Source organism: Neobacillus sp. Fa239 (assembly GCF_055395235.1).
The window spans coordinates 2,932,300-2,959,279 of record NZ_AP041611.1 but is presented as its reverse complement, the minus strand read 5'-3'; the positions used below and the strand labels follow the sequence as shown (position 1 = coordinate 2,959,279).

The 26,980-nt window shown below is 36.3% G+C and carries 20 protein-coding genes and 3 pseudogenes; 15 read left to right on the top strand and 8 right to left on the bottom strand.

The window, feature by feature from the left end; translation table 11 throughout:
* Positions 1–199: 199 nt before the first annotated feature.
* From ACZ5XR_RS14290 to ACZ5XR_RS14260, 7 genes are all read left to right on the top strand, one after another.
* Positions 200–1,903, top strand: coding sequence for a sigma-54 interaction domain-containing protein (locus ACZ5XR_RS14290; protein WP_464496942.1), 1,704 nt, complete (start codon positions 200–202; stop codon positions 1,901–1,903).
* Between the two features lie 184 nt (positions 1,904–2,087).
* On the top strand, positions 2,088–4,160 hold the full coding sequence (locus ACZ5XR_RS14285) for a hydantoinase/oxoprolinase family protein (protein WP_464496941.1): 2,073 nt from the start codon (positions 2,088–2,090) through the stop codon (positions 4,158–4,160).
* A 3-nt stretch (positions 4,161–4,163) separates the two neighbouring features.
* Positions 4,164–5,951: a hydantoinase B/oxoprolinase family protein gene (locus tag ACZ5XR_RS14280; RefSeq protein WP_464496939.1), complete on the top strand. Its 1,788-nt coding sequence runs from the start codon at positions 4,164–4,166 to the stop codon at positions 5,949–5,951.
* Between the two features lie 33 nt (positions 5,952–5,984).
* The gene (locus ACZ5XR_RS14275; RefSeq protein WP_464496938.1) at positions 5,985–7,232 is read left to right on the top strand and encodes a hydantoinase/carbamoylase family amidase; all 1,248 of its coding nucleotides are present in this window, start codon (positions 5,985–5,987) and stop codon (positions 7,230–7,232) included.
* Between the two features lie 189 nt (positions 7,233–7,421).
* Complete coding sequence (locus ACZ5XR_RS14270) at positions 7,422–8,888, top strand: NCS1 family nucleobase:cation symporter-1 (RefSeq protein ID WP_464496937.1); 1,467 nt, start codon at positions 7,422–7,424, stop codon at positions 8,886–8,888.
* A 37-nt stretch (positions 8,889–8,925) separates the two neighbouring features.
* Positions 8,926–9,675 carry an aspartate/glutamate racemase family protein gene (locus ACZ5XR_RS14265; protein WP_464496936.1) on the top strand — a complete coding sequence of 250 codons (750 nt, stop codon included), beginning with the start codon at positions 8,926–8,928 and terminating at the stop codon, positions 9,673–9,675.
* Positions 9,676–9,919: 244 nt separating this feature from the next.
* Positions 9,920–11,290, top strand: coding sequence for an IS1182 family transposase (locus ACZ5XR_RS14260; protein WP_464496878.1), 1,371 nt, complete (start codon positions 9,920–9,922; stop codon positions 11,288–11,290).
* 156 nt (positions 11,291–11,446) lie between these two features.
* On the opposite strand, the gene ACZ5XR_RS14255 is transcribed toward ACZ5XR_RS14260, so the two are convergent.
* On the bottom strand, positions 11,447–13,243 hold the full coding sequence (locus tag ACZ5XR_RS14255; protein WP_464496934.1) for a GmrSD restriction endonuclease domain-containing protein: 1,797 nt from the start codon (positions 13,241–13,243) through the stop codon (positions 11,447–11,449).
* 215 nt (positions 13,244–13,458) lie between these two features.
* Here ACZ5XR_RS14255 and ACZ5XR_RS14250 point away from each other — a divergent pair, with 215 nt between their 5' ends.
* Together ACZ5XR_RS14250 and ACZ5XR_RS14245 are read left to right on the top strand one after the other, a co-directional pair.
* Positions 13,459–15,540, top strand: a complete 2,082-nt coding sequence (locus tag ACZ5XR_RS14250) for an AAA domain-containing protein (RefSeq protein ID WP_464496933.1) — start codon at positions 13,459–13,461, stop codon at positions 15,538–15,540.
* A 34-nt stretch (positions 15,541–15,574) separates the two neighbouring features.
* On the top strand, positions 15,575–16,234 hold the full coding sequence (locus tag ACZ5XR_RS14245) for a DUF2726 domain-containing protein (RefSeq protein WP_464496932.1): 660 nt from the start codon (positions 15,575–15,577) through the stop codon (positions 16,232–16,234).
* Positions 16,235–16,652: 418 nt separating this feature from the next.
* Here the strand turns inward: ACZ5XR_RS14245 and ACZ5XR_RS14240 are convergent.
* A pseudogene (locus tag ACZ5XR_RS14240) lies at positions 16,653–16,993 on the bottom strand (DUF898 family protein).
* A gap of 2 nt (positions 16,994–16,995) precedes the next feature.
* Here ACZ5XR_RS14240 and ACZ5XR_RS14235 point away from each other — a divergent pair.
* The 3 genes and pseudogenes from ACZ5XR_RS14235 to ACZ5XR_RS14225 form a co-directional block, all read left to right on the top strand.
* Positions 16,996–17,235: pseudogene (locus tag ACZ5XR_RS14235) on the top strand (3'-5' exonuclease); the annotation flags it as partial.
* A gap of 79 nt (positions 17,236–17,314) precedes the next feature.
* On the top strand, positions 17,315–17,881 hold the full coding sequence (locus tag ACZ5XR_RS14230) for a hypothetical protein (RefSeq protein ID WP_464496930.1): 567 nt from the start codon (positions 17,315–17,317) through the stop codon (positions 17,879–17,881).
* 105 nt (positions 17,882–17,986) lie between these two features.
* Positions 17,987–18,277, top strand: a complete 291-nt coding sequence (locus ACZ5XR_RS14225) for a YgiT-type zinc finger protein (protein ID WP_464496929.1) — start codon at positions 17,987–17,989, stop codon at positions 18,275–18,277.
* Between the two features lie 408 nt (positions 18,278–18,685).
* Here ACZ5XR_RS14225 and ACZ5XR_RS14220 read toward each other — a convergent pair whose 3' ends face one another.
* The 3 genes and pseudogenes from ACZ5XR_RS14220 to ACZ5XR_RS14210 all read right to left on the bottom strand — a co-directional run.
* Positions 18,686–21,001 carry a TOTE conflict system archaeo-eukaryotic primase domain-containing protein gene (locus ACZ5XR_RS14220; RefSeq protein ID WP_464496928.1) on the bottom strand — a complete coding sequence of 772 codons (2,316 nt, stop codon included), beginning with the start codon at positions 20,999–21,001 and terminating at the stop codon, positions 18,686–18,688.
* An 819-nt stretch (positions 21,002–21,820) separates the two neighbouring features.
* Complete coding sequence (locus ACZ5XR_RS14215; RefSeq protein WP_464496926.1) at positions 21,821–21,964, bottom strand: YjcZ family sporulation protein; 144 nt, start codon at positions 21,962–21,964, stop codon at positions 21,821–21,823.
* Between the two features lie 36 nt (positions 21,965–22,000).
* Positions 22,001–22,087: pseudogene (locus ACZ5XR_RS14210) on the bottom strand (YjcZ family sporulation protein); the annotation flags it as partial.
* Positions 22,088–22,409: 322 nt separating this feature from the next.
* On the opposite strand from ACZ5XR_RS14210, the gene ACZ5XR_RS14205 reads away from it, so the two are divergent.
* Both ACZ5XR_RS14205 and ACZ5XR_RS14200 read left to right on the top strand, forming a co-directional pair.
* Positions 22,410–22,541, top strand: a complete 132-nt coding sequence (locus ACZ5XR_RS14205; RefSeq protein ID WP_464496897.1) for a YjcZ family sporulation protein — start codon at positions 22,410–22,412, stop codon at positions 22,539–22,541.
* A gap of 53 nt (positions 22,542–22,594) precedes the next feature.
* Entirely contained in the window at positions 22,595–22,681 is an 87-nt protein-coding gene (locus tag ACZ5XR_RS14200) for a YjcZ family sporulation protein (RefSeq protein ID WP_464502319.1), read from the top strand.
* A 486-nt stretch (positions 22,682–23,167) separates the two neighbouring features.
* On the opposite strand, the gene ACZ5XR_RS14195 is transcribed toward ACZ5XR_RS14200, so the two are convergent.
* Positions 23,168–23,992 carry a Cof-type HAD-IIB family hydrolase gene (locus ACZ5XR_RS14195; RefSeq protein ID WP_464496925.1) on the bottom strand — a complete coding sequence of 275 codons (825 nt, stop codon included), beginning with the start codon at positions 23,990–23,992 and terminating at the stop codon, positions 23,168–23,170.
* A 372-nt stretch (positions 23,993–24,364) separates the two neighbouring features.
* Between ACZ5XR_RS14195 and ACZ5XR_RS14190 the strand changes: the two genes are divergently transcribed.
* Positions 24,365–24,928, top strand: coding sequence for a YitT family protein (locus ACZ5XR_RS14190; protein ID WP_464502318.1), 564 nt, complete (start codon positions 24,365–24,367; stop codon positions 24,926–24,928).
* Positions 24,929–25,199: 271 nt separating this feature from the next.
* On the opposite strand, the gene ACZ5XR_RS14185 is transcribed toward ACZ5XR_RS14190, so the two are convergent.
* Entirely contained in the window at positions 25,200–25,664 is a 465-nt protein-coding gene (locus ACZ5XR_RS14185) for a CoxG family protein (protein ID WP_464496924.1), read from the bottom strand.
* 1,019 nt (positions 25,665–26,683) lie between these two features.
* A complete protein-coding gene (locus ACZ5XR_RS14180; protein ID WP_464496923.1) occupies positions 26,684–26,917 on the bottom strand; it encodes a hypothetical protein in 234 nt (77 codons plus the stop codon).
* Positions 26,918–26,980 lie beyond the last annotated feature (63 nt).

Below are 26,980 nucleotides of genomic sequence, written 5' to 3'. Positions count from 1 at the left end.
GGCATTGGACACCTATACAAACACTGCTCATCATCCAAATCAAATCCTAAACACTTGATAATGTAGGGACACTCTTCTAATTCCTTCAATATTGCCATCATATAGATTTCACTTGTTGTTTTATGTGAAAAAACAATCAAACTAGTTAAGCTTGGTTTTAATCCAAATTTTCATTAGAAGTCGAAAAGGAGGGGCTGTTTTGTTGGATTTTCAAGAGATAGGGAAGAATCTCCCTTTTGGTTTGTTAATTGTAAATTTTAAAGGTGAAATTGTTACTGTGAACCAAATCGGCGAAAATCTACTAAGCCTTAGTCAATCGAATCGAAAGCCTATTCAAGAAGTATTACCAGGAAGCTCCATCATTAAAGTGATTAAGGAAGGGAAATTTGAACTTGCCCAATATAAATTGGAGGAGGAAATGTATGTCATTCATATGGCTCTCCAACCAGGAAAACTTGGTGCAATCATATTTATTCCTGAAGGCGTCATCCAAAACTTTTTAAACACTTCGCCAAGAGTAATCGAGTTAAAACAAGAACTGGAAGCCGTCATGAATTTAAGTGGAGAATTGGTGACCATAACGGATGCAAATGGGATTATTTTAAGAGTAAATAATGCCTGTGAGCGAATTATGGGTGTAAAGGAGCATGAATTTATCGGGAAGTCCGTATCCGAGATGGAAAAAAGCGGGGTCGTTAGTTCTTCTTCCACCAAGGATGTACTGGAGAAAAAGCAAAAAGTGACGATGAATCAAATAACCAAGTCGGGACGTCGATTGATGGTCGACGGCCATCCGATTTTTCATGATGATGGGTCATTATATAAAGTCATTAATATTTCGAAAGATGTAACGGAAATCTCAATTCTGCAAAAAAAATTGGAAGATACGAAGGGGTTACTAGATTTCTATCAAAAAGAAATTAGAATTCTTCAGAAAAACGATCAGGAAATGGTATATCGTTCAAAAGCGATGGAAGAGGTATATCATTTGGCAAGCAGAGTGGCGGATGTCGATGCTACCATTTTCCTGCATGGTGAAACAGGTGTGGGGAAAGAAGTACTTGCCAGGACGATTCATAAATTGAGTAATCGAAAAGATGAACCATTTATTAAGGTTAATTGTGGCGCCATTCCGGAAAGTATTATGGAATCAGAACTATTCGGATATTCAAAAGGGACGTTTACAGGCGGGAATAAAGAAGGGAAAAAGGGGCTTGCTCTGGCCGCCAACAAAGGCACATTATTTTTGGATGAAATTGGCGAATTACCATTAAATTTACAAGCAAAACTACTTCAACTCCTTCAGGAAAAACAATTTACCCCTCTTGGAAGCATTACACCCGTACAGGTCGATGTTCGCTTTATTGCTGCGACAAATCGGAATTTGGAGGACATGGTAAACGATGGGAGCTTTCGGGAAGATTTATATTATCGCTTATATGTAATCCCCATCACCATCCCGTCGTTGGCTGAAAGAAAAGAAGATATTCCATCATTAATAAATTATTTTACTGAAAAATATAGTCATAAATATAAACAATATAAATCATTTGACCCTGAAGTCATTCAGCTTTTTATCGATTATGAGTGGAAGGGAAATGTGCGGGAACTGCAAAACACCATTGAAAGACTGATTCTGACAGTCCCTGCTTCACAAATTGGAATTCATCATCTTCCGGAAAAATTTATAAACACAAAGCCGCAAATGAAAAAACGCTTTCACCCCCATTTAAACCTAAAACAAGAAGTAGAACAATTTGAAAAGCAGCTTCTGATCCAAGTTTTAGAAACCTGTGCGACAATGAAGGAAGCAAGCCAAAAACTTGGCGTCGATGCCTCTACCATCACGAGAAAAGTGCAAAAGTACGGAATTAACATTGCAAAATTGCAATTTCATGTGTAAAGATGCAATGTTGTATTTTTCGCCAATTTATCTGAATATTTTTAATAATAAAATATTAACTCGTTGCATTTCTGCAATTTTTACCGAACGTTTTGATGAAAAAAAGCGAATTTTTCGCTTTTTTTATTTTGGCATTAATCTTGCATTAATAATGATTGAAACAATTTATTTGGAGGTAGATTACATGAAACTATTTGGAGTCGATGTCGGAGGAACATTTACAGATGTAATTTTTAATGACACGGAAAGACGATTCACAGCGATTCATAAAGTCCCGACAACGTTGGAAGATCCGTCTACTGGTGTGGTTCAAGGAATACTTGAACTTTGTGAACGTCAAAATATTGCCCTGGATGAAATCGATCATGTTTTTCACGGAACGACTATTGCTACTAATGCCATACTTGAAAACGATGGGGCCAAAACCGGCATGATCACGACGGAAGGATATCGGGATATCATCCATATTGGAAGACATCAACGTCCGCAAAACTATTCCATCATGCAAGAGATTCCTTGGCAGGACCGCCCATTGGTACAGCGGAGAAATCGTCTGGCTGTTAAGGAAAGAATGGGTCCGGCAAAGGCTCAGGTGATTACTGCATTGGAGGAAAACGAAGTTCGTGGAGCTGTAGCTACCTTAAAGGAAAGCGGCGTTGACTCCATCATCGTTAACTTTTTATTTTCCTATATTAACCCTCAGCATGAACAACGGGTAAAAGAAATTATAGCGGAAGAATACCCAGAGGCTTTTGTCACGATTTCTTCTGATGTTTCTCCGCAGTTCCGTGAATTTGAGCGGTTTACAACTGCCTCACTCAATGGGTTTGTCGGCCCAAAGGTAAAGCACTATATTCAAAATCTCGAGCAGCGTTTAAAAGATTCAGGGATTTCAGCGGAACTACATATTATGTGTTCAAATGGAGGAGTCGCCACTCCTCAGACGGTATCTGAAAAACCAGTTAATACATTGCTGTCAGGTCCTGCTGCAGGGATTCTTGGCGGAGCTTGGGCCGGAGAATTAACGAATCGTGAAAAGTTAATTACGTTTGATGTAGGAGGAACAAGTGCCGATATTGGCATTATCACGGATAGCGGCTATAGTGAATCGTCCACCCGCGATACATGGATTGCCGGATACCCTGTAATGGTACCGATGATTGATATTCATACCATTGGGGCCGGCGGGGGAAGTATTGCGCACATTGATGAGGGAGGAGCATTCAAAGTAGGGCCGAGAAGTGCCGGGTCACGCCCGGGACCTGCTTGCTACGGTCATGGCGGTTTGAAACCGACGGTCAGTGATGCCAATGTGGTTCTCGGAAGAATCGATGAAGAGAACTTCCTGGGCGGAGAAATGAAAATTTATCCGAATGCCGCCTATAAGGTCATTGATGAATTGGCTGAAAAATTAGATCTAAGCAGGGAAAGAACAGCAGAGGGTATCCTGCAAATTATGAATAACAATATGGCGAATGCGATTCGTGAAAAAACGATTCAAAAAGGGGAAGACCCAAGGGAATTCTCACTGGTGGCCTTCGGTGGTGCGGGCCCGCTCCATGCCGTAGATGTTGCGCAGATCTTAAATATTCCGGAAGTGATTATTCCTCTGTATCCTGGTATTAATTGTGCAACAGGCCTACTAACAACTGACTTAAAATATGACGTGATTAAAACGGAATTTATGCTAAGTACGGATCTGGATTTCCTCAGCTTGAATGAAGATTTTAAAGCTTTGGAAGAAAAGCTGATTCAGCAATTAATGGATGACGGGATTTCTGAACAGGATATTCAAGTGGCAAGAAGTGCAGATTGCCGCTATGCTGGCCAGGGATATGAACTGCGGATTGATTTGCCAAGCGGTGTACTCGATGAAGAAACAATTGTTGAAGCATTCAATAATTTCCATGAAAGTCATCGCGCTGAATACGGTCACAGCTTTACTGAAAGCCCAATTGAATTTGTCAATATTCGTGTTACCGGTTTAGGGCTAATGCCAAAAATTGAAAAGCAGGTCATTCATCACAGCTACAGCCTGGAAGATGCGTTATTGAAAACAGGAGAAACCATTTTTAATATCAATGGAAATCTTGAAAAGGTAGAAACAAAGTTTTATCAAAGAGAAAAGATTCCTGTTGAAACAGAATTTTATGGACCTTGTATTGTATTGCAAAAAGACACAACAACCGTGATCCCTCCAAATTGTATGGCTTTTATCGAAGAATACGGAAATATGATCATTAAGGTAGGTGTATAATCCATGACACAAGTGAAAACGAAAGTAAACAAAATTGACCCCATTACGGTTCAGGTTGTTCTGGGGGCATTAGAAAACGTAGCGATTGAAATGGGGCACAAATTGGCGAGAATGTCCTATTCCAGTATTATTCGAGAATCAGAGGATTTCGGTTGTGCGCTTGTGGACATTAAAGGGCAGCAGTTATGCGAGTCCTCCCATAGTACACCACTTCAATCCGGTCCGATTCCCGGATATGTTGCAGGGATCCGCCAAATCATGGAGGAGCGCAATGATACTTTTCATCCAGGGGATGTCATCATGCATAACTCTCCTTACCACGGAGCCTCGCATGGACCCGATGTAGGATTTTGTATTCCGGTATTTTATAAAAATGAACTGATTGGTTTTTCCGTAACAACCGCACATCATTTGGATATCGGGGCTTCTACACCGGGCAGCTGCGGAATTGTCGATGCGGTAGATGCCTATGCGGAAGGACTGCAATTTAAAGCAATAAAGGTATATGAAAAAGGAGTAAAAAACAAATATATCTGGGATCTGTTGCGGGATAATATCCGTGCTCCGAAAATGGTCGTCGGGGATATGGAAGCGCAAATTGCGGCAGCAAAAATTGGTGCGCAAAGATATATTGAAATCATTGAAAAATATGGACTTGAAACTGTCGGGGCCGCAAGTGAAGAGCTGATGAACTATTCGGAAAAAATGATGCGCGATGCCATTCTTAAGCTCCCTGATGGAGAATATACGGCTGAGGGCCATCTGGACGGTTATTTAGACAGCGATGATCCAACGAAAAAGGACTTAACCATTAAAGTAACCGTAAAGGTTGAGGGCAGCAATATTACGGTTGATTTAACAGGAACTTCTCCGCAAGTGCCGGACAGGCCGATCAATTTGCCGTTAGTGGGAACCGTTGATATTGCCGTGTATTTAACCTTAAGATCAGTATTATTGGATTCGACTATTTACGGGAATTTCCCGCAAAACTCCGGTTTAAATCGCCCGGTAAAAATCATTGCACCGAAAGGAACCTTGTGTAATCCTATTTTCCCGGCACCAACGATTGCACGATTTAATGGCGGAAATATTGTTGCGGACACATTGATGAAGGCACTTGCACAGGTTGTGCCCCATCAGGTGAGCGCCGGTGTCGGAAACCTTCAGGTCATTGCCTTTAGTGGCAAAAATAAAGAGGGGAATTACTGGGTCCATATGGATATCATGGAGGGAAGTTACGGCGGACGGTTTGGAAAAGATGGAATGGATGCCGTCGATACTTTATATGCCAATACAAGAAATAACCCGATTGAGGATATTGAATCGCACTACCCGTTAAGAATCAATCGTTATGAACTGAGAGATTATGAATGTGCTCCTGGCAAATGGCGGGGAGGAATCGGTTCGATCCGGGAAGTGGCATTTTTGGAGGATGGCGGTTTTTCCGTTGAAGCAGACGGATATAAATATGCCCCATGGGGATTTGACGGAGGAGAAAATGGAGCAGTTGGTAGTCTTTCTATCCAAGAGGCCGGAAAAGATCAACCGGTGAAAGTTCCTTCCAAGCTTCCGAACAAACAAGTGAAATCTGGAAGCAAAGTCCAATTTGTCGGACCTTGTGGCGGAGGCTATGGAAATCCCTTAGAAAGAGACCCGGAAAAAGTCCTGTCCGACTATTTGGACGGATATATTACAAGAAATAAAGCTTTAGAGGAATATGGCGTCGTGATCACGGATAAGGAGACCATCGACTCTGAAAAAACAGATCAAATTAGAAAAAATATTCTGTAAACCCAATATATAAAGAGTGGAAGGAGGGGGAGCATGCAAACAGTTTCCAAGATTAATGGTGAAAGACTTTATCAGCGTGTAATGGAATTAGGGGAGATTGGAAAAACCGAACACAATGGGGTACAGCGTGTAGCTTTAAGCAAGGAAGACCGGGAGGCTCATATTCTCGTTTCCAAGTGGATGGAGGAGGCCGGTCTTACCGTCTCCCATGACCACTTTGGGAATTTAATTGGTAGAAAAGAAGGGAAAAACCCTAACTTACCGGTTGTGATGATTGGATCCCATATTGATTCCGTAAAAAATGGCGGAAAATTTGATGGTGTAATCGGGGTTTTGGCAGGAATCGAGGTGGTTCATGCCATTTCCGAATCGAAGCTTAACCATGAACATCCGATCGAAGTGGTAGCGTTTTGTGAAGAGGAAGGCTCCCGATTTAATGATGGACTCTTTGGAAGCAGGGGGATGATTGGGAAAATAACGTTAGAGGATTTAAATATCATAGATGATGAGAACATTACCAGATTTGACGCTCTTCAATCCTTTGGCTTTGGTATCAATCCCAATTCCATTGAACAGTCCATCCGCAAAAAGGGTGAAATCAAGTGTTATTTTGAACTGCATATTGAGCAAGGGCCTTTTTTGGAAAAGAACGATTATCCGGTTGGAATTGTCAACGGGATAGCCGGTCCCGCCTGGTTCAATGTCACATTAACAGGAGAGCCTGGTCATGCCGGAACCGTCCCGATGAACCTCCGAAGAGATCCATTGGTAGGTGCCGCGGAAATCATTCAAGAAGTAGAAAAACTTTGCATGGTTGGGCCAGAGGCCCCTACTGTCGGGACGGTCGGAAGGATTGCCGCATTTCCAGGAGGAACCAATATAATTCCTGAAGCGGTAGAATTTTCACTGGATATTCGGGATATTGACCTAAATCGACGAAACCGTATTATTCAACAAATAGAGGCGAAGATTGAGCAAGTATGCAACACCAGAGGTTTGGAAGTTGCCATAGAAAAAAATATGGCTGCAGCTCCGCTAAAATGTTCAGACAATCTTATCCAATCATTACTGGGTACGAGCAAGGACTTAGGACTGGATGCTCCTTTGATGGTGAGCGGAGCAGGGCACGATGCCATGTTTCTCGGAGAAATAACAGAAATGGGGATGGTGTTTGTCCGATGCAGAGATGGAATTAGCCATAGCCCGAAAGAATGGGCAGAATTAGATGACATCGCTGCAGGAACAACCCTGCTCTATGAAACCCTTTTAAAACATATATAAAATTCTTGTCTGGCAGTCATCTTTTACTGCCAGACAAAGGATTCACCCGTTTTGTCTTTACAGAATATTTAGTATCTTAAAACAATCTCCTTATGTCCACTGCAAAAAGACAATATAAGCAAATTGTCCACGGATGGTGCCTGTCACCAAAATTGACACCAAATTTAAAATAAAGGAGAAGTGGTCTATTTGGATTCTAAAGATATTACGATTAGTAACCCGGATTCTTCATTATTTAATGAAGACCTTGCACCGGTACCCAAGGAAAAGAGGAATTGGGGCTGGCCATCTTATACGATGGTCTGGATGGGGATGATTCACAATATTGTTTCCTATGAGCTTGCAGGAGGCTTGATTGCAATTGGAATGAGTACCTGGCAAGCACTAGCTGCTGTTGTCCTTTCCAATGTATGCCTAATTCTTGGACTTTGGTTTAACAGTGCTGCTGGAACCAAATATGGTGTGCCATTCCCTGTATTGATCAGGGCATCGTTTGGTCCAAAAGGGGCACATGTCCCTGTTTTGCTTCGTGCTTTTATAGCCATTTTTTGGTTTTCGGTGCAGACGTATGCGGGTAGTAAAGCAGTTGGTGCGATCATTAGTGTAATTTATCCTAGCTGGACTGCTCTTGGTGCTCACACGTTTTTGGGAATGGGACTAAATGATTGGATAGGATTTGCTATTTTCTGGCTGCTGCACGCCTGGGTCATTTCGCATGGAATGGAGCGGGTCAGGAATTTTGAAATGTGGGCTGGTCCTTTAGTAATCGTGTTAGCTTTAGGATTGGTGTTTTGGTCTATCAAGGTGGCACATGGTATAGGGCCCATTTTCTCCATACCGGCAAAACTATCAGGCGGGACATTTTGGAACAGCTTTTTCATAGGTGTTACGGGAATGATTGGAGCGTTTGCTACATTAGTTTTAAACATCCCTGACCTCACACGTTTTGCCAAAAGTCATAAGGACCAAGCAATCGGTCAGGCTGTGGGATTACCAGTGATGATGACGTTTTTTGGTTTAATGAGCATCATGATTACCGTGGGAACCGTTATTGCTTTTGGTAAACCAATTACCGATCCGGTACAACTCCTACTTCAATTTAAAGATCAACCGGTTGTAGTCATTTTGGGGGCATTTGCCCTATTAATTGCCACTCTCTCAGTCAATGTTGTTGCAAACGTTGTATCTCCGGCATACGATTTAATCAATTTACTTCCTAGTAAACTCAATTTTGTTAAAGCAGGTATGATTTCAATTGTCATTGGCGTATTTTTTGCACCATGGCTTTGGTTCAATAATTCGGGCTTAGTTTTTAATATTGCGGGAGCTATTGGAGGAGCTTTGGGACCAGTGGCAGGAATTATGATCGTAGATTACTATTTAATAAAAAACAAAAGATATGATTTAAACAGTTTCTTTGTAAAAGAAGGAGAATATATGTTTAGAAATGGCTGGAACCCGCGGGCATATGTCGCGATGGCATTAGGGGTAATTGTTGCCTTGATTGGACTTGTGGTTCCTGCACTACAGTTTCTCTATACCTATAACTGGTTTTTAGGGATCATCGTAGGTGGGTTTTCCTATTATTTCTTGATGAGGCCAACTCAAAGCCAGTCTGTATCAACATTGGTTGAAGAGGGAGTAACAGTAGAATAAAACGAAATTTAAGAAATTGATAGGGAGGAAACATGAAATGAAAATTAAAGTAATCAATCCGAATACAACTTGGGAAATGACAAAAGGAATTGAACATGCAGCCCTATCTGCTGCACGTCCAGATACAGAAATCCTTGCTGTAAGCCCAAAAATGGGCCCAGCCTCCATTGAATCTTTCTATGATGAGTACTTAAGCATCCCTGGTGTGCTTGAAGAGGTCAAAAAGGGAGAGGAAGAAGGGGTAGATGCATTTGTTATTGCATGCTGGGGAGACCCTGGTTTACAGGCTGCAAGAGAAGTGACTGACAAACCAGTTTTAGGGATTGCAGAATCATCGGTTTATTTAGCATCCATGCTTGCAGCGAGATTTTCTGTTGTCACTGTGTTACCAAGAATTAAAACGATGTTAGAAGACCTCGTTGATTCCTATGGGATGAGCAAAAAGATCCTAAACATTAGATGTACCCCTTTAGCTGTCCTTGATTTTGAAAGAGATCCTGAAGGTGGCATTGAAACGCTAAGACAGGAAGGAAAAAGAGCGGTGGAGGAGGATAAGGCCGAGGCAATTTTACTTGGCTGTGCAGGGATGGCGGAATTTGCTGACAGCCTTGAAAAAGAATTAGGTGTACCCGTTATTGACGGAGTAACAGCAGCTGTGAAATTTGCTGAATCCATTGTCGATCTAGGGAAGAAAACAAGCAAACTAAAAACCTATAAATACCCACAAAAAAAGGAATATGTAGGGGTGCTGGAAACATTTGGGCAAAGTAAATCTCCCATAAAATAACGAGTAAAAATATTGTGACCAGTTATGTATAAGATGAGTTCGTATCGCTTATTTAAATGGATACAAGTAGAAATTCTTGGAAATCTCGGAGAATATTTTAGTTAATGCAATGAGTAATATAACTTAAAACCAGTGCCTAAGAATAAGGCACTGGTCAGACTGTCGACAAATCCGAGAAAAATCGGGTCTGCCGGCAGTCTTTTTTGTATAATTGATATATGAAGATTTTAATGAGGTGGATACTATGCTTTCAAAAAATACACAGATGAATCGTGACCAAATAGAAATGATAGCTTTAGAACAACTTGTACCTGCGAACCATTTGGTTCGCAAAATAGAAGCTGCCATAGATTTCTCATTTATCTATTCACTTGTACAAGATATGTATTCATCTGATCGAGGTCGTCCGAGTATTGACCCTGTAGTATTGATTAAGATGGCGTTTATCCAATATACCTTCGGTATTCGCTCTATGCGTAAAACTATAGAGGAAATCGACACAAATATTGCTTATCGTTGGTTTTTAGGCTTTGGATTTTATGATAAAGTACCACATTTCTCAACCTTCGGTAAAAATTACGAAAGACGTTTCAAGAACACTGATTTGTTTGAGCAGATTTTCTATCGTATTTTGAAGGAAGCTTCTGATAAAAAATTAATAAGCAGTGATCACGTTTTTATTGATTCCACACATGTTAAAGCAAGTGCAAATAAGCGTAAAATTGAGAAGAAAGTCGTTCGAAAAGAAACCAAAGCATATGAAGCGCGATTACAAGAGGAGATTAATAGTGACCGCGAAGATCACGGGAAAAAGCCATTTCCTCCAGATAAATTTGAAAAGGAAGAAAAGGAAGAAAAGAAAGAAATTAAAGAAAGCACCACGGACCCAGAAAGTGGTTATTACGTAAAGGACGAGCGTACTAAACAGTTTGCTTACTCATTCCATACAGCTGCTGATCGAAATGGTTTTGTTCTGGGTACGATTGTTACACCAGGGAATATACACGATAGCGTTATTTTTGAACCACTTCTAGAAAAGGTCATTGAAAAACACGGGAAACCTGAGGCTGTTGCTGCTGATGCTGGATATAAAACGCCTGCCATTGCCCAATACTTATTTGAAAATGATATAACGCCTGCATTACCTTACACTCGCCCTCGTACGAAGGATGGCTTCTTAAGAAAGCATGAATATGTTTATGATGAATACTATGATTGTTATATCTGTCCGAAAGGACAAATATTAAAATATGCAACAACGACAAAGGAAGGTTATCGACAATACTTCTCTAACCCCATTGAGTGTAAAAATTGCCCATTATTATCACAGTGTACACAGAGTAAAGAACATAAAAAACTAATTCAACGACATGTGTGGGAAAACTATTTAGAAGAAGCCGACCATCTTCGTCATACAGAAGAAAATAAAACTATATATGCAAGACGTAAAGAAACGATTGAGCGTGTCTTTGCGGATGCTAAGGAAAAGCATGGAATGCGATGGACAACCTTAAGAGGTCTAAAAAAATTGTCTATGCAAGCGATGCTTACTTTTGCTTCCATGAATTTGAAAAAGATGGCCAGCTGGACATGGAAAAGTCCGGTAATGGGGTAAATATATGAATAAGATAAGTCTAAGTTTTGCTCTTACGAGCAAAAGTCCAACAAAAAGGCATCCGAATGGACACATTCGGATGCCTTTTGTCTACAATCTGAGAGCTTAAGCAGCTCTTTTTCTTATCTAACTACATGATAAAAGGGATACAAAGAATCATAACTTCTCATAAAACCGTTGAATCTTATTTGCCATAAGATTTCTCCGTTCAACTAAAAATTCCTCGTAGTTGGTTCGGTCTAAATTAAATAAAGTTGAAGGAACACAGTTCATCATCATGTTTAATTTTAATTCATCTTCACTTGTAATTTCTCCTATCCTGATTTCTCCGCCATTGCACTGTCTGTTTACTATTCCCATATAATCTGAAGGAGCTTTATCCTTTATTGAGAGGTTAACTATTTGTTCGGTGTAAACATAGTTAGCAATTTGGTTATATTTCCCTCGATTATTAATTCCATTCTTCTGAAGATATTTTTTAGGGAAAATATGATGAACATCTCCACGTTCTTCAATTAAGTTGCTAACAGTAATTGATTTCGATAAAAAGGCATTATCTTTATCATAGATTTGTGCCATGATAAATAAATTGAAATAAGGACTACTTGTCACAGAAGTGTCTAAGTTTGTGACTAAAATATTGTTCCAATAAGCTTCGGAAAGCTCGCCAGCCTCTACACTCTTCAGATAATTGAAAGGTTTATCGGTAATATTAAATCTCCGAATATCAAACTCAAACATAGTTTCAGGTGATCCAGAATACCTTTCTGTGAGGACCGACAATACGAGCCACTTTCGAACAATTTGATTAATTTCATTTCCATCAATATTTTTTGCTCTTAGTAAAAGAAAGAGTGTATATGCAAAGTTTAATGCATTTTTGGAGCGTATAAGCTTTGGTGTAATAATTCCTGCAGACTTAACAATCATCACAAAGCGTTTAAAATTTGTTTCATTAATAAACTCAAGAACGCCAGCATTTAAATTTTGAAATGAGGATTCAATTATTTCTTCCTTATATTCTCTTGTTTCAAAATCACGCCCAGAAAGCAAACTGACCAAATTTGAAATTTTTCCTCTTAAAAATTTATATGTAAAAGCAACCCTTAATAAATCAGAATAGCTTGGTTCATAAATGGAAGAGTGGTAATCTTTAACCCATTTTATTTTTTGAAAATTATGTGTTGATGCAAATTCTCCATCATTATTTTCTATATTTGAATAATCAGCTGGATTTTTAATCAAGTGACAGAAATAATCTATGGTTTTTCTAATTTTAGGTCCTTGATAAGATTCATTAACAGTTATCTTGGACATTGCAAAATCTGCTTGGCTTAGGACAACGCCAGCAGAGTTTATTCTAATAAATATTTCTGTTACTGTTTCAATATCAAGGGTATGGGATAGTTCAATCATCCCGATACTACTGTACTTTATTTGGATCAATTTTTGGAGAACTCGATTCATTTCATTATGTCCCATTTCAGAATTTATCGAACAGTAGTCATTTATATAACTGAAAGAATTGAATTCAGGTGAAAAAATGTCAGCAATATCTGGGATCCATTTAACGTTTTTAAGAATAGCAGGGTTGCTTACTTCAAACTTTTCTTCAATAGGATTGAAAGCTATACGGATTTTCTTCTTTTTATAATTGGAGTCTACAACTTCCAGGCCTGTTATGGCAGCAGTTAAAGCTGTGATTCGTTGTTGTCCATCTATCAGGATTTTCTTTCCCATTGAGATAGAACCATCTTTAAGTTTTGTATCAGGATTTTGCCATGTAATGATATATCCTACAGGATAATTTTTATAAAGTGAATCCATTAAATCCCTTACTTTTGTTGCATCCCAAACAAAGGGTCTTTGAATTTCTGGAATGGCTATCATTTTATTCTTAATCCAACTAATAATCGATTCAACAGTACTATTATTAACCGTATAATTAGACAATTTATGCACTTCCTTATTTATGCAGTATAATTCAATTATAACGTAATTTCTGGATCAATTTCCATTTAGTTAGTATATCTGGAAAACTCTAAACCTATTTTTCATCAATATGGTATTATTTATATTTAGGATAACAATCACAGGACTAAAGGACTATAATGTTAAAGTTATTATCTTTATTGAACAGGGAGTTTAACAAGAGGTGGAACTTGACAGTGAATATAGATCAAAACCTTATATTAGTAAAACGAGAAGATAAGACTGAGCAAATTGACTTTTTTCAATATAGAAATGGTAAATGGCAAGTTAAATACCTGAATAACACGAAAGTATACCAGTACAATAATGAAAACGTTATTTGGCTTAAAGATCCTAAAATAATAGATCATGAAACCAACGTGATTTATGAGAATAATCAACCAATAACAGGCATTATTAAAATTCTTGATTTTGGTGAATATGTAAAACTTGTATTTAAATCCGGGTATAAAAAGGTTTTCAAACGAACATGTATTCTAATTGAAGAAACATGCTTAAATAATCAAACTGCAAATAATACATTCGAATATTTAAAAACAATTGCGAATCATGTTAGTATAAAGCTTGAAGAGGGTATTAGCTTTTTGAGGAAGCAGTATAATACTCTAATAATGATAAGTCCAAGAAGTGCACTATCTTCATATTTGGAGAGAAAACCTATAAATGAAAAAAATAAATTTGAACAAGCTATCTTCCCGTTTGGATTTAATATTAGTCAAAAATCGGCAACAGAAAAAGCACTAACGAACCAGATAAGTGTAATTGAAGGACCTCCTGGCACCGGAAAGACCCAAACTATTTTAAATATCATTGCAAATGCAATAATAAACGACAAATCCGTTGCAGTTGTCTCCAATAATAACTCTGCAACAGCTAATATTCTTGAAAAGCTCCATAAATATAATGTGGATTTTATTGCTGCTTATTTAGGCAATAAGGATAACAAAGAAAGATTTTTTACAGATCAGAAAAATACATATCCTGAAATGAATGATTGGATCATTACACATTCAGAGTTTCATGAAAAAAAGGAAGGTTTAAAGACAGCGCAAAAAAAGTTAGATGAAATGCTTGAAAATCAAAATAAACGGGCTGCTTTAAAGCAGGAAAAAACTTATCTTGAAACAGAGTTTGAGTATTTCAAAAAATATTTGGATGATTCAAATTTAAAGAACATCAAATTAGGATCCCTTTTAAAATTTAACGCAGATAAGATTTTGAAAATTCTGGTTGAATACAAACAAAATATAAATAAAGGTAAAATGACATTTAGAGAAAAGGTTTATAATTTGTTTTTTCGCGGAATTTATAATTTGAAATTTTATAGATATCCACCTGAAATTGTTATTACTTTTTTACAAAAATCGTATTATGAAAAAAAAATTCATGAAATACACCTTCAAATTGATTCCTTTTCAAAAATGATCGAAAATTATAACTTCGAAATGGAATTGGAAAAATTCAGTCATGAATCTATGGAATTATTTAAGGCGAAATTGGCCGAAAGGTATAAAAGTGGATATAGGCCATCTTTTACAAGTGATGCTCTCTGGAAAGAAAAGGACTTCAATTCATTTATAAAGGAATATCCAGTAATCTTAAGTACAACTCATTCTTTGCGTAATTGTGCGGTAAAAAATTATCTATTCGATTATGTAATTATTGATGAGGCTTCCCAGGTGGACGTCGTTACAGGAGCCTTAGCACTATCCTGTGCAAAAAATGCCGTCATTGTGGGTGATACTAAACAGCTTCCAAACGTTGTACCGGTTGAAATGAAGAAATTAGCGGATAGAATTTTTGAATCTTATAAGTTGGATGATCCATACAATTATGCCAATCAAAGTTTATTATCTTCTTTCCTAAGTTTGTACGAAAATATACCTAAAACCCTATTGAGAGAGCATTATCGCTGTCATCCCAAAATTATCGGATTTTGTAATCAGAAATATTATAATGATGAATTAATTGTTCTAACAAATGAACATGAAAATGATAAACCTTTGGTTTTGTATAAAACCGCTAAAGGAAATCATGCAAGAGGGAAGTTAAACCAAAGACAAATTGATATTGTTATTAAGGAAATCATTCCTGAATTTAATAATAAAAAACAATCGGTTGGGGTTATTTCTCCATATCGGTTACAAGCTAATTCACTTAAAAAAGAAATAGGAAATCAAAATATTGATGTAGATACTGTTCATAAATTCCAAGGTCGGGAAAGAGATGTAATCATCCTTACTACGGTTGCAAAATGAAATTACAGTTAATGATTTTGTTGACGATCCGAATTTGATTAATGTTGCTGTTTCACGAGCTGTAGATAAGTTGATTGTTGTTGTATCCGAAGGTAGTGAGCAATGGAAAGGAACTAATATAGGGGATTTAATTAGATATATTCAATATAATAATTTTGATATCATTGAAAGCCAAATCTATTCTGTATTTGACCTTCTTTACAATAGTTACTCAGAAAAATTATTAGAAGTAATGAAAAGGAGTAAAAAGGTTTCAAAATATAAATCAGAGAATCTAATGAACGCCGTTATTGAAAAGGTTTTAAGCTTTCCAGAGTTTCAAAGCCTCGACTGGGTGCTACATCAGCCATTAAGGATGTTGATTAAAGACACAACAGAACTGACTGTCGACGAAAGTAGATATGCGATGAATATCTTAACTCATACTGATTTTGTTATTTTTAATAAGCTCGATAAGATGCCTATTTTAGTTGTTGAGGTTGATGGACATGCATACCATGCAAATGATCCAGTCCAAAAAAAGCGCGATAAAATGAAAGATAGTATTTTACAGAAGTACAATATACCATTCATAAGAATGAAAACAACTGAGAGTAGAGAAGAAGAAAGACTTCTCCAAAAACTAAAAGAAATATTACACCTGGATACACTTGGAAGAACCAAAACATTTTCTAATAATGAAATTTTGAAATAAGGACCTTACTAGATAGTGATGAAATTTAAAAAGGCGGTGAAATCCCGCCTTTTTATACTAAAATTTGCATTTCGGAGAATTACTGCATCCTTTGAAAACTTCCCGGAGAATCAGAATTATGAAATACCTTGATCACGAATAAGAATTCAAAAGGATTGATTCCTATGAGATTGTTGAATTCATTTTAAACTTTGATGTAAAGAAAGAAGATGAAGAGATGGTCTTTATCTGGACTAAGGAAATATGTGAATATCGACTCCATTATCATTTTGAAAGGAAGGCTAAAAAAACCCAAAATCATTAGATTCTGTTTTTTAGTTTAAAGTAGTATGATTGTTCTAACACTTTCATTAGATTTGATAATTCTCTCTTAAGGCGGATTAAAAAAGCCTTCCATTATAGGAGGGCTTTCACCTACTTAATCGGCAAATACAGTATGTTTAACTTTCCACTTTTCCATTGCAATGAACAACCAGAAACTATAGATTCCTAGAGTTATAATGCACAATAACCACCATTTTATCCAGTTTCCAAACAATCCTAATGCTGATCCAGTAAATTTTAATCTTTTGCCATTTATTACAGTATGTCTTGTTTTCCATCCTAAAATCATAGTAATTGCCCAAGGGTAACAAATTCCAAAAGTGAAAATTATTACGATTCCACCTAAAATTGACCACCCTATTTGTATTGCGGTAAACCGCCATCAAAATAAGACTTTCCCTCAGTTTGTGTAGCATAATTTTGATTAATTTTAATAGGATGGAAAGATTAAAATCAGTACCATCGATAGCAGCAAAGGGTTGGACTTTCGTGCAGTATTTATTGTCAATGTCGATTCGATGCCATTTCCATTGGAAGAGGATAAGGAAAGAGAAGTGTCCTTGCTGTATATAGGGATGACTAGGGCTAAGGAGTACCTTTGCTTGTCATATTCGGGAGAATCGGAGTTTACTCAGTATTTGGATCAAATCTTAACAAACAGATCCCGGATGTCTAAGAGAATTGAACAGTTTAAGTGTGTAGAATATAAAAATTTCTGTAAAAAAGTTGTTTTTAGCGTTACGGGGGTGAACCGTGTTGGGTAAGGAGTTGCGTAAGGATTTTAAAACTGAATTAGATAAAACGGTAAAATTTATTATAAATGTAGATGATGGAATAATAGTGTTAAGTGACGAAAATGTGAAAGAGGCAAGAAAAAGAGGGAGAGAAGAATCTTGGGATGAAGACATTTTTGAAAAAGGATTTGATATTAAGGATACTTTTACAATAGAGCAAAAACATTTGGTTCTAGATGAGTTAAATAATTTAACAAAGAGAGATTACAAATATTGTGAAGTAAATCATATTATTCTGGTACATGGTCATATTCTTAGGAAAAAATCCGAAGTTTTAATTGACCGTGGTTTTCCTTCTGACATAGAAGAACTGGCTAAAGAAATAAATCATGTTATTTGTTCTGTTGAATCAGTTTTAAAAGCTAAAGTTACATTTAAAAGAGAGAATAATGGGATAAGCAATAAATATCTTCAATATACCATACAGGGGTTTTACAAAGGGGAGGAGAAAAAGCTAGCAATCAGATTTATAAAATCATCGAATTTACCTCCGGTAATAGCCGTTACTGTTTTACCTACATACGAATAAATTGAAGTTAAATGTATATATTATTTAAAAAATCCCTTCTATTGACAATTAATTTATGAAAAGGATATCATTTATATACTATTAGAATTCAATGGGGGAGGGAATATGATGGGAGTAGATTCAACTTTGGCGGGAAGTAAAGATAATGTAGTTAAAAATTATCCGTATGAATCTATTGAATGTGCCGACTGTGGTGGAGAAGCTGTTAATGACACAACGAGTATTGAAGAGTCTTATGACAACAAAGAATTTACAATCATAAATGTCCCTGCTTTTAAATGTGTTCAATGTGGAGAATATTTTATTAGTACAACTGTTATGTCTGAGGCCTCAAAATTAGCAAAGAATCACTTTAATAATACAGGAGAAGTACTATTTGATTATAATACAAAATAAAAGCGTGAAAGCCACTTAAATTTTTTAAGAGGCTTTTACGCTTTTATTTTGACACGTTCAATCTCTTCATAGTAGTTCTTTTTGTCTCATTTTGTTATACCTAGTTGGATAGTTGGAGAAATTCAAAGGTAGAAAACATGATAAAGGATAATTTGAAGGCTTTGTTAATAAAGTATTTAAAAACTATTCAACTACCTACTACTAGAAGAAAAAAGATGAATATCCAACAATTACGCAATCAATCATGCAAAGTCCCGAGATATGTTGATTATTAAATAGAGGCGCTTAATAAAAGGATTTCTATTGTTGCAACTGAAATTTTTCGATTAACCGAACAATAACATTAATAATTTAAAGAGACCACTTTAGAGGGATGGTCTCTTTTTTAGGATTTTATTAGAAATGCACTTAAAAAAATTTCATTTGTTCACTGACAATACTACTTTCTTTTCCGTCAAGAATATATCCCATCAATTTATAACCATTAAGACGTTTTTCAAACATACTGGTTAATAATGGGACGTGTTCATCTACATAATCAAACACTCTAACTTCCTCTTTGTTTAAATGAATCCTGTGTAAACGTCCAACATATTGTTGTAGAGTTCCTTTCCAGGAAATTGGCATTGTTAAAAATAATGTATCAAGTCGTGGATCATCAAATCCTTCACCAATGTATTTTCCTGTTGCAATCACTAGTCGTTCTTCGTTTACGGGTATTTTTTGAAGACGTTCTATTTCAGTTTTCCGATCCTTTTTACTCATGTTACCTGTTAAGACAATAATGTTTTTAGCAAATCCTTTAAAAAGCTTTCGAAGATTTTCGAGATGTTCTACTCTTTCAGTAAGAATAATGGGGGAGCGGCCTTTCTCTAATTCACTTAATACATCATCAAAGATTAATTGATTCCTTTTTTCACTAATTGAAATTAATTGGTATATTTCTTGAATATTAGTTGTACTTGACTGGAAATTGGTATTTCTCTTTATTAGTTTATGGACAAATGGTCGAATTTTAGCTTGTTTTTTTGAATCCGTTTTATAACGTATAGGCCCGCATTGCATAAAGATAATTGGCTGAAGACCATCTTTACGAATAGGTGTAGCTGTAAGACCGTGCACATATTTAGCCCGAATATGTTTTAATACTTTTTCAAAACTAAAAGCGGAAATATGATGACATTCATCAACAATAATTTGACCATATTGGGTAATAAGTGATTTTATTTCACCTTTAGAATTAAGACTTTGTATGGTTGCTACATCAATATATCCGGTTACTTTCTTTTTGCCGCCACCGATTTGTCCAATTTCTTGTGAAGATCGATTTAGAAAAACAGATAGACTTTCAACCCATTGTTGTAAAAGTTGAGTCCTATTAACAATAATCAATGTATTTGTTTTTCTTTTAGCCATAATTGCGGCTGCTGTAACCGTTTTACCAAATCCAGTAGAAGCTACTAATGTCCCATTTTCATGACCTAATAAGTTTATTACAGCTTCTTCTTGTTGAGATGTTAATTGACCATTAAAATCTAATTTAATGGTTTCACCTTCATATTGTTGATTGTCTAGTTCCATCTCTATCGAATTTTCATTAAAAATACTTTCTAAGGCTTCAAAACAGCCACGCGGAAGAATCAGATGTTCTGAATCTTCTTCAAAACAACTAATAACCTTTGGCAATCCATAAGTTGATAATCTTCTGGATTGTGCTTTATAGAATTCTGGATTATTAAATGTAGCTAGTGATATCATTTTAGAATAAATAGAAGATGGGATTCCTTCCTTTTTAATAAAAAGACCATTCTTAATAATAACTTTAATTTTCTTTGGAATTGCTTTGGTATTAGTTTCTTTCACTTGGGATTGATTCATTTTTTTTATTACTGATAAAACATCGTGTTGATTTATTTTTTCAATTGATGACAAGTACAACCACTGATCTTCAAACGGTAGGAAATTTTCATCTACAAAAACACTATTACCGTTGTTTTTTGCTTGAAGCTGTAGAGGTAAGGCAATGAGGTTCCCAAATCCTCCTTTAGGTAAAGTATCTTGATTTGGAAACATTCTGTCAAAGGAGTCCATTCCAATTTGATAGCGTTTCTCAAGAGTCTTTGTTAAAAGAAACATACCAAGTTTTCTTGCGAGAGCTGCTGAGATTTTCTCAGAAAAGAAAATCCATATATGTGCACCATTACCAGAACTTGACCGCTCAATGTAAACAGGTATATTTACATTCTTACATTCACCTATAAATGCCAAAACATCTTCTTTCCAGTTTTGCTTATCAAAATCAAAAGCAAGGAAGAAACAAGTCTCATCTTGAAGAAGAGGGTATAAACCAACTGTTTTTTCCCCACTTAGATGTTTATAGAGTACTTTATTTGTAAGAGGAGTTAGTTTACGATGCCTACAATCGGAACATTTAATCATTGGTTTCTGACAAATTGGCTTTTGCCATTCTAACTCACATGCTGGTGTATAACCTCTCTTTCCATCTCTTGACTCCCATCGGTAAGCAAATACATCTTCTCTCCCTTTGAATAGAGTTTTAAAAAGAGCGATTTTTTCATCTGGTAACGATTTACTAGTAACCATTTTTCTCCTGATTTCTACTGTTTCTTCTCTTTGATGCATTATATTCGATAGAAGCTGTTTTAAATATTTATTTTCTTTTTTCAAAAGTTCTAATTCGCTTAATAGTTGATTAAAATCCACTTTAAATCCCTCAAAAAAGTTTTATATAATTCATATTACCTTAAAATCTATTTTTTAATCAAAAGGTGTATCAGGGGATTTGAAAATCAAATTAGACCGTGGAGTCAGTTCTAATGGCATAAAAAGCCATCATAAGCAGGAAATTTTCATATGAATGTCGTACTATTGTTACAAAAACTTCAAAAAACTGCTGCTTCTTCGTACTCGAAAATTTTTCTCCGATTGCTCAAATGTAATTCTTTTAGATTAATTATTCTTTCACTTAATTATTTTGCTACGAATTTTAAGCAAAACTTCTGAGTGTTCTCTAAGACCGTGCCCATTGTTTCAAAATCCGCCATTGAGGTTCGTTGGTTGAAACCTGTATTCTATGTGTAAAATTTACAAAACGTACTAAATCACCACAGTCTAGTCGGAGGTACTTTACACGCATTAATCGGTTATTCTGACCATCCATGCATTATTCAAGTTGCGGTTTGGTTTTTTTCCTCGGAGTATCACTTTTGCTGTTTAATAGGAAAGAGGCTGTATAAAATTGCCACGCTATCAAATCTATATCTTAGTTAATGTCGATTTAATCCCGCCTAGCATTACCTGTTAGGCTTTTTTATTTGGATAGGGCTCAGTCAGATATTCTCAATATAGGACCTAATCAATTTCTTTCGAGTAGGTCTGCGTTCGACTTTTTCCTTTTTTCTACCAAAATAGCCCATAAAAAATAGCCATCAATTTAATTTTCCGAGTTTTCAAAAGATCCAAAAAACTCATTATACAAAAAGAAAAAAGCCTTTTTGTTAAGACTTTTTTCGAGAATTTGAATTAGTAAAAACAGGTTACTCCAACGATAATTAACAGGATAAATAATACTACGATTAAAACGAATGGATTGCCTCCGCAAAAGCCACCTCCGAAGCCATATCCTGGGCAACCACAACCACCGAATCCACCACCGTACCCATTCATAATAAATTCTCCTTTCATTAAGGAATAGGTTATTTATTAAACAAAACCACAGCCACCAATAAAAGCAGTTCCTACAATAATTAAAAGGATAAACAAGACAACGATTAAGGCAAAGCCACCACCTGCGAAACCTCATATCGGTTAAGCCTTATTTGGAGAATTTTTTAGAACAGGTCAAGAATTAATTCGTAAAAAATCAGCCCTTGTCCATTCCATTTCATGATCTTGTACATAAATTATTAGTACACCACCAGCTAGCCAGACATATACATTACCTCTTTTATTTAAAGAACGTTTGCCTATAAAGCAGACGTTTCTTTGCATTTATAGGCATGTCGTCTATTTTGCAATATCAATATGATGTTTGTCCAAGCAATTCTTGTCTTATGAAATATGATACATAGTGAGTGATTTATTTCACACAATCTAACAGGTGGTGATATGTATGTTTGGATACGGATTCGGAGGCTGCGGCGGTTATGGCTACGGTGGTGGTTTCGGCGGAGGCAGTACATTTGTTTTAATCGTCGTATTATTTATCCTTTTAATTATTGTTGGTACTGCTTTTGTTTTTTAATAAACCAATACACGTTCTAGCGGAAAGAATGATGAAGGCTGGAGGTGTGATAAATGGACGGAGTAAGAAGTAGTTTTGCGTTAATCGTAGTATTGTTCATCCTTCTTATCATCGTTGGTACATCATTTATGTTCTACTAATAATAAGATGGGTGGAGCAGGAAAAAGCCCCTTTATCAGTTTTTTTCGATTATCATTATCAGCATTATTTAAAGCCGATTTTCCTAGCATAGGAAAAATCGGCTTTTTTGATGTTGAAATTTGCTTAGGTATATTTCAAGCATTTAGGTGTTTGGCCCCTTAAAACGACAAACATTTTACAATCACTTATTTACCATCAAATTTTGTGTACAAAATCACTCTTGAATAGGATACTAACAATCATTTAGTTAGTAATAGGTAGAATTTTATCAATCGAAATAATTATAAGTATATGGTAAAATAGTTAAAAAAAGGGAGATAATTTGCTCCCTAATTTCCCAAAAATTAAATTCGGAATAATTTACCACGGTTTAGATAACTTCTCAACAATATCTCTTCTTGAAAGAACAAACGATGGATAAATATATTCATCTTCGACAACAAACAAAGAACGAATTCGAGCTCCGTGAGTCCCTGACTCCTTTATTAAATTCTAACTAGGTCTGCTTTTAAGATAAACTCTTCAACAACTTTAGCAACGCCGTCTTTCATATTGGTATCAGTTATAAAATCAGCCTGCGCTTTTATCGCTTCAGACGCATTGCCAATCGCAACTCCAAGGCCGGCAAATTGGATCATTGATAGATCATTATTGCTGTCGCCTATCGCAATGACCTCATCTCGGGTAATGCCAAGCTGTTGAATGAGGCTGTTTAGGCTTGTCCCTTTTGTTACACCTGTTTCAGTAAACTCCAGAAAGAACGGTTTTGACCGCATAATACTTAAGATTCCTGCAAATTCCTTCTGCAACTTCTTTTCCACTTCGGCAAGAATCCCGGGTTCTTTAAGCATTAATATCTTAACAACAGGCTCTGTCACGGCATCGATAAAACTGTCGACCACTTTTATTGGAATTTTAGTCAGTTCACCTTCAATATCTGTATACTGATTTGATTCTTCGGTAACAATCTTCTCACCGACATACGTATGAATCCATACATTTTCACGTCGGCTGATTTGGTATAATTGATGAACGACCTCAATAGGCAATGTAGAACTGAACCATTCATCACCTGTTTGGCAATTAATGATTTTTCCTCCGTTAAATGAAAGAATAAAGCTGCCGTATTCTTTTAAACGCAGCTCTTCGGCAATGGGCAGCATTGCGCTTGTTGGCCGTCCAGATGCCAGCACTACTTTTACACCCGCTTCCTGCGCTTCCATTAAAGATTGCTTTGTCCGCGGGGAGATGGTCAAATCATCACGCAGCAATGTATCATCTAAGTCCAGGACAATCATTTTATATGTCATATTAGTTGTTTCCTTCCTATTAAAATTTCATAATTATTGTACTATAAAACTATGTTATATAAAGAAATATATTTTTCCACTTGCAGTAATTATTCTTCTGGCTGTTACAGAATCGAATCTAGTCTTTCAATATCTTCTTCATAAGAGTTTACTCGTTGGGCTATTTCTTGATCTAACCTTTCAAATGGCTCAGTTAGAAAATCAAAGTCAGTTAAAATCGTTTTGAGGATTAATCGCTGATGTGGGAGCGCTGTGTATAACAGCAGGATTTCTGGATATTTGAGGAACTTAATTTTATCGCCTGTGATTAGATATTTCTTAATTTATTAATGGCAACATATTATAAATTAAAAATACAGAATAAGGTGATAGATCATTTTTAAAAAATTAGTCGCTACCCTCGTTGGAAGCTTATTACTAGGAATCGGTATAAATGGATTTTTAGTACCAAATCATTTGATAGACGGAGGAATAATTGGTATAGCCCTGATTCTTCATTATTACTTTGAATTTCAGACAGGAATGACCATGGTAATATTGAGTCTTCCTATTTGCATAGTTGCCTCAAGGAATGAAAGAGGCTATTTTTTTAGCAGCTTACAGGGGTTATTGGTTTCTTCATTGTTCATTGATTTACTATCTCCTCTTAGTACAAAATTTTCAGTTTCCATCATAGCTGGCGCTTTGATAGGAGGAGTATTAATTGGAACAGGAGTAGCACTTATGCTTCGATATCAGACGAGCACTGGGGGAACTGATTTGCTTGCCAAAGCAATTTCAAAGGGAACTTCGTTAAATATTGCATTTTTAATTATTTTGATTGACGGTCTTATTGTAGTAGCAGGTTTTGCTTTATTGGGGCTAGAGAGATTCCTTTGTTCTTGTCTGGCAATTGTTACTATAGGTCTAACAACATCCCTCCTGGAAGGGCAATAGATCGTGGTATTTGATCACCAGGTCCTTTGTTCTGTGAAAATGATGACAGATGTCTCATTAAAAAGAAGACGAAAACTATATATTGTATAGTTTCGTCTTCTTTTTGCTTGGCAACTTTGTTAAAGAAAAAAAGGGGAGTTAAAAGTTTGATCTCTTCTGAATGAATTTGTCCAATGACTAGGAAATTCTACTAAGAAAGTATTGAAGAAATGCCAGGTGTCGGAGAAAAACGGCATGAATAATCCTGTCATCAAAAAAAGAAACACCTATATCAGGTTGTTCTACGTCGTGCCTTATGAAGCTCTTCCAATTTTGTAGAGATAGCCATTGCCATTTCTTCCGTTACTTTGGGAAGGTAAGATTTTAAAAACTTATTAACCATTCCTCCTATTGCACCTCCAGCAGTAATTTCAAGAGAAAATGTCATCCTTGTCTTATTTTGATCTATTCCTTCTGCAAGGAAAGATCCTTTGCCTGAAAAATTCTCATTTACCCCTTTTAAATTAAAACTAACCTTTGTCGGTGCCATCCATTCCTTTATAGTTACCATCAGGCTAATCTTTTTCTTTATTAATCCGATGATACTATAAAATTCCCACGTAGACTGACGGTTTGTAAATTTACGATGTTGAATATATCCAGGAATAAGCGGCGCCCAGTTATCCATATCCTTAACAAAATTCCAAACCTCATTGATTGGTACATTTACCTCAACTTGATACATCCCGCTTGGCATTCATGTTCCTTCTTTCCATTTCAATTCTAGGGCCTTCATATATTTATATGTTTGTTTCGTCGTTTGGAAAGGCATTATAAAAATTAGGCCTAACAACAAGGGGGAGAAAATAAGGGTGCTTGTGATGAAGAAATTTGGTGTATAAAAAAACCTCACTTCAAGGTTACAGGGTCTTAAAGGGAAGCAAATAGAGGAAATTTGAGTAGCCTGGGAACAAAATGAAGATGAGTGGTTTATTGATTTTGTAAGAAAGATCTGGGGAAAGGAAGATAAAAGAGAATATATTGCTGCAGCGAAAGGGACGTACCGAAGAAGTTCTCTAACAACATCCTGTCGCCTCGAAGCATGGTATATTTTTTATCCAACCTGTGGTGACGGGTTTGAAATCAAAGACCGTTTAAAAAAATATCCGTTTTGTTATGGCACAATGCGACGGGAAGAAATGACCCAAGTGATAAATAATCATCACTTGAGTCATTATTTAAAATTCCAATACTCAGCTAAAAATTCGTTTGCGAATGAGAATGTAATAGGAAGGTCATTGAAGGTGAGGCGGTGTTCTATTGAGCCTTTTATTTTTGTAAATTAATTCAGAAAAATATTGGAGCAAGGCATATTATGGAGGGTGTTTCTAAGATGTGAATAATTGCCTTGCTCGTATATTAGTTTTCACATTCTACATGTTTTATTATACAAAAATTGGAAATTATACATTTTCCATATTGCAAAAATAATTAATTTAAATTTTCAAAGACTGACTCCCCAAGGGATTTTTTACCTAGAAGATGGATACTTAAACGTACCTGTGTTTTATAACCCTTTTTAAGAGTGCAGGGAAGATGCAGCCGCCGCTGATAGCGAATGAGATTGATGAGAATATGGCTGTATCAGTATTTATATTTGAAAAAACCGATAGTAAAGAAAACAAGGGTAAAGGCGCCTGTCCCCCAGTGCATTAAGACTTTAACACGTCGGGAGCAAGGCGCCTTTTTGTGATTTTACCTTTATTAAAATGGTTCCTAAATTGTTGATCTTGATGGTAATAAATAAATTTCACAGGTGGGGGGCTGGTCTAGTTTTGAAGTCTGCAAACGACCTTCCATGACAAGCTCATGTAAACCGTTTTCAACATCTGAAACAGGAATTCCTAATAAATCAGCCACTTTTACAGAAGAAATAGACATATACTTTGGTCGGTGTGTTGATGAAGTGATCATGCTCTGGACATATTGAAATAGGCTTTCTTTTTCCAAAAAAATCCCTCTCTTTCTTTTCGCCCTAACTAAATTCCAAAAATCTATCAGTCATTAATAAAA

What these genes read in the sequence shown, in the direction of transcription:
- ACZ5XR_RS14285 (WP_464496941.1), top strand. Translation starts at nt 2,088, where the DNA reads ATGAAACTATTTGGAGTCGATGTCGGAGGAACATTTACAGATGTAATT.
- ACZ5XR_RS14280 (WP_464496939.1), top strand. Translation starts at nt 4,164, where the DNA reads ATGACACAAGTGAAAACGAAAGTAAACAAAATTGACCCCATTACGGTT.
- ACZ5XR_RS14275 (WP_464496938.1), top strand. Translation starts at nt 5,985, where the DNA reads ATGCAAACAGTTTCCAAGATTAATGGTGAAAGACTTTATCAGCGTGTA.
- ACZ5XR_RS14265 (WP_464496936.1), top strand. Translation starts at nt 8,926, where the DNA reads ATGAAAATTAAAGTAATCAATCCGAATACAACTTGGGAAATGACAAAA.
- ACZ5XR_RS14260 (WP_464496878.1), top strand. Translation starts at nt 9,920, where the DNA reads ATGCTTTCAAAAAATACACAGATGAATCGTGACCAAATAGAAATGATA.
- ACZ5XR_RS14225 (WP_464496929.1), top strand. Translation starts at nt 17,987, where the DNA reads ATGATGGGAGTAGATTCAACTTTGGCGGGAAGTAAAGATAATGTAGTT.
- ACZ5XR_RS14215 (WP_464496926.1), bottom strand. Translation starts at nt 21,964, where the DNA reads ATGAATGGGTACGGTGGTGGATTCGGTGGTTGTGGTTGCCCAGGATAT.
- ACZ5XR_RS14205 (WP_464496897.1), top strand. Translation starts at nt 22,410, where the DNA reads ATGTTTGGATACGGATTCGGAGGCTGCGGCGGTTATGGCTACGGTGGT.
- ACZ5XR_RS14200 (WP_464502319.1), top strand. Translation starts at nt 22,595, where the DNA reads ATGGACGGAGTAAGAAGTAGTTTTGCGTTAATCGTAGTATTGTTCATC.
- ACZ5XR_RS14195 (WP_464496925.1), bottom strand. Translation starts at nt 23,992, where the DNA reads ATGACATATAAAATGATTGTCCTGGACTTAGATGATACATTGCTGCGT.
- ACZ5XR_RS14185 (WP_464496924.1), bottom strand. Translation starts at nt 25,664, where the DNA reads ATGCCAAGCGGGATGTATCAAGTTGAGGTAAATGTACCAATCAATGAG.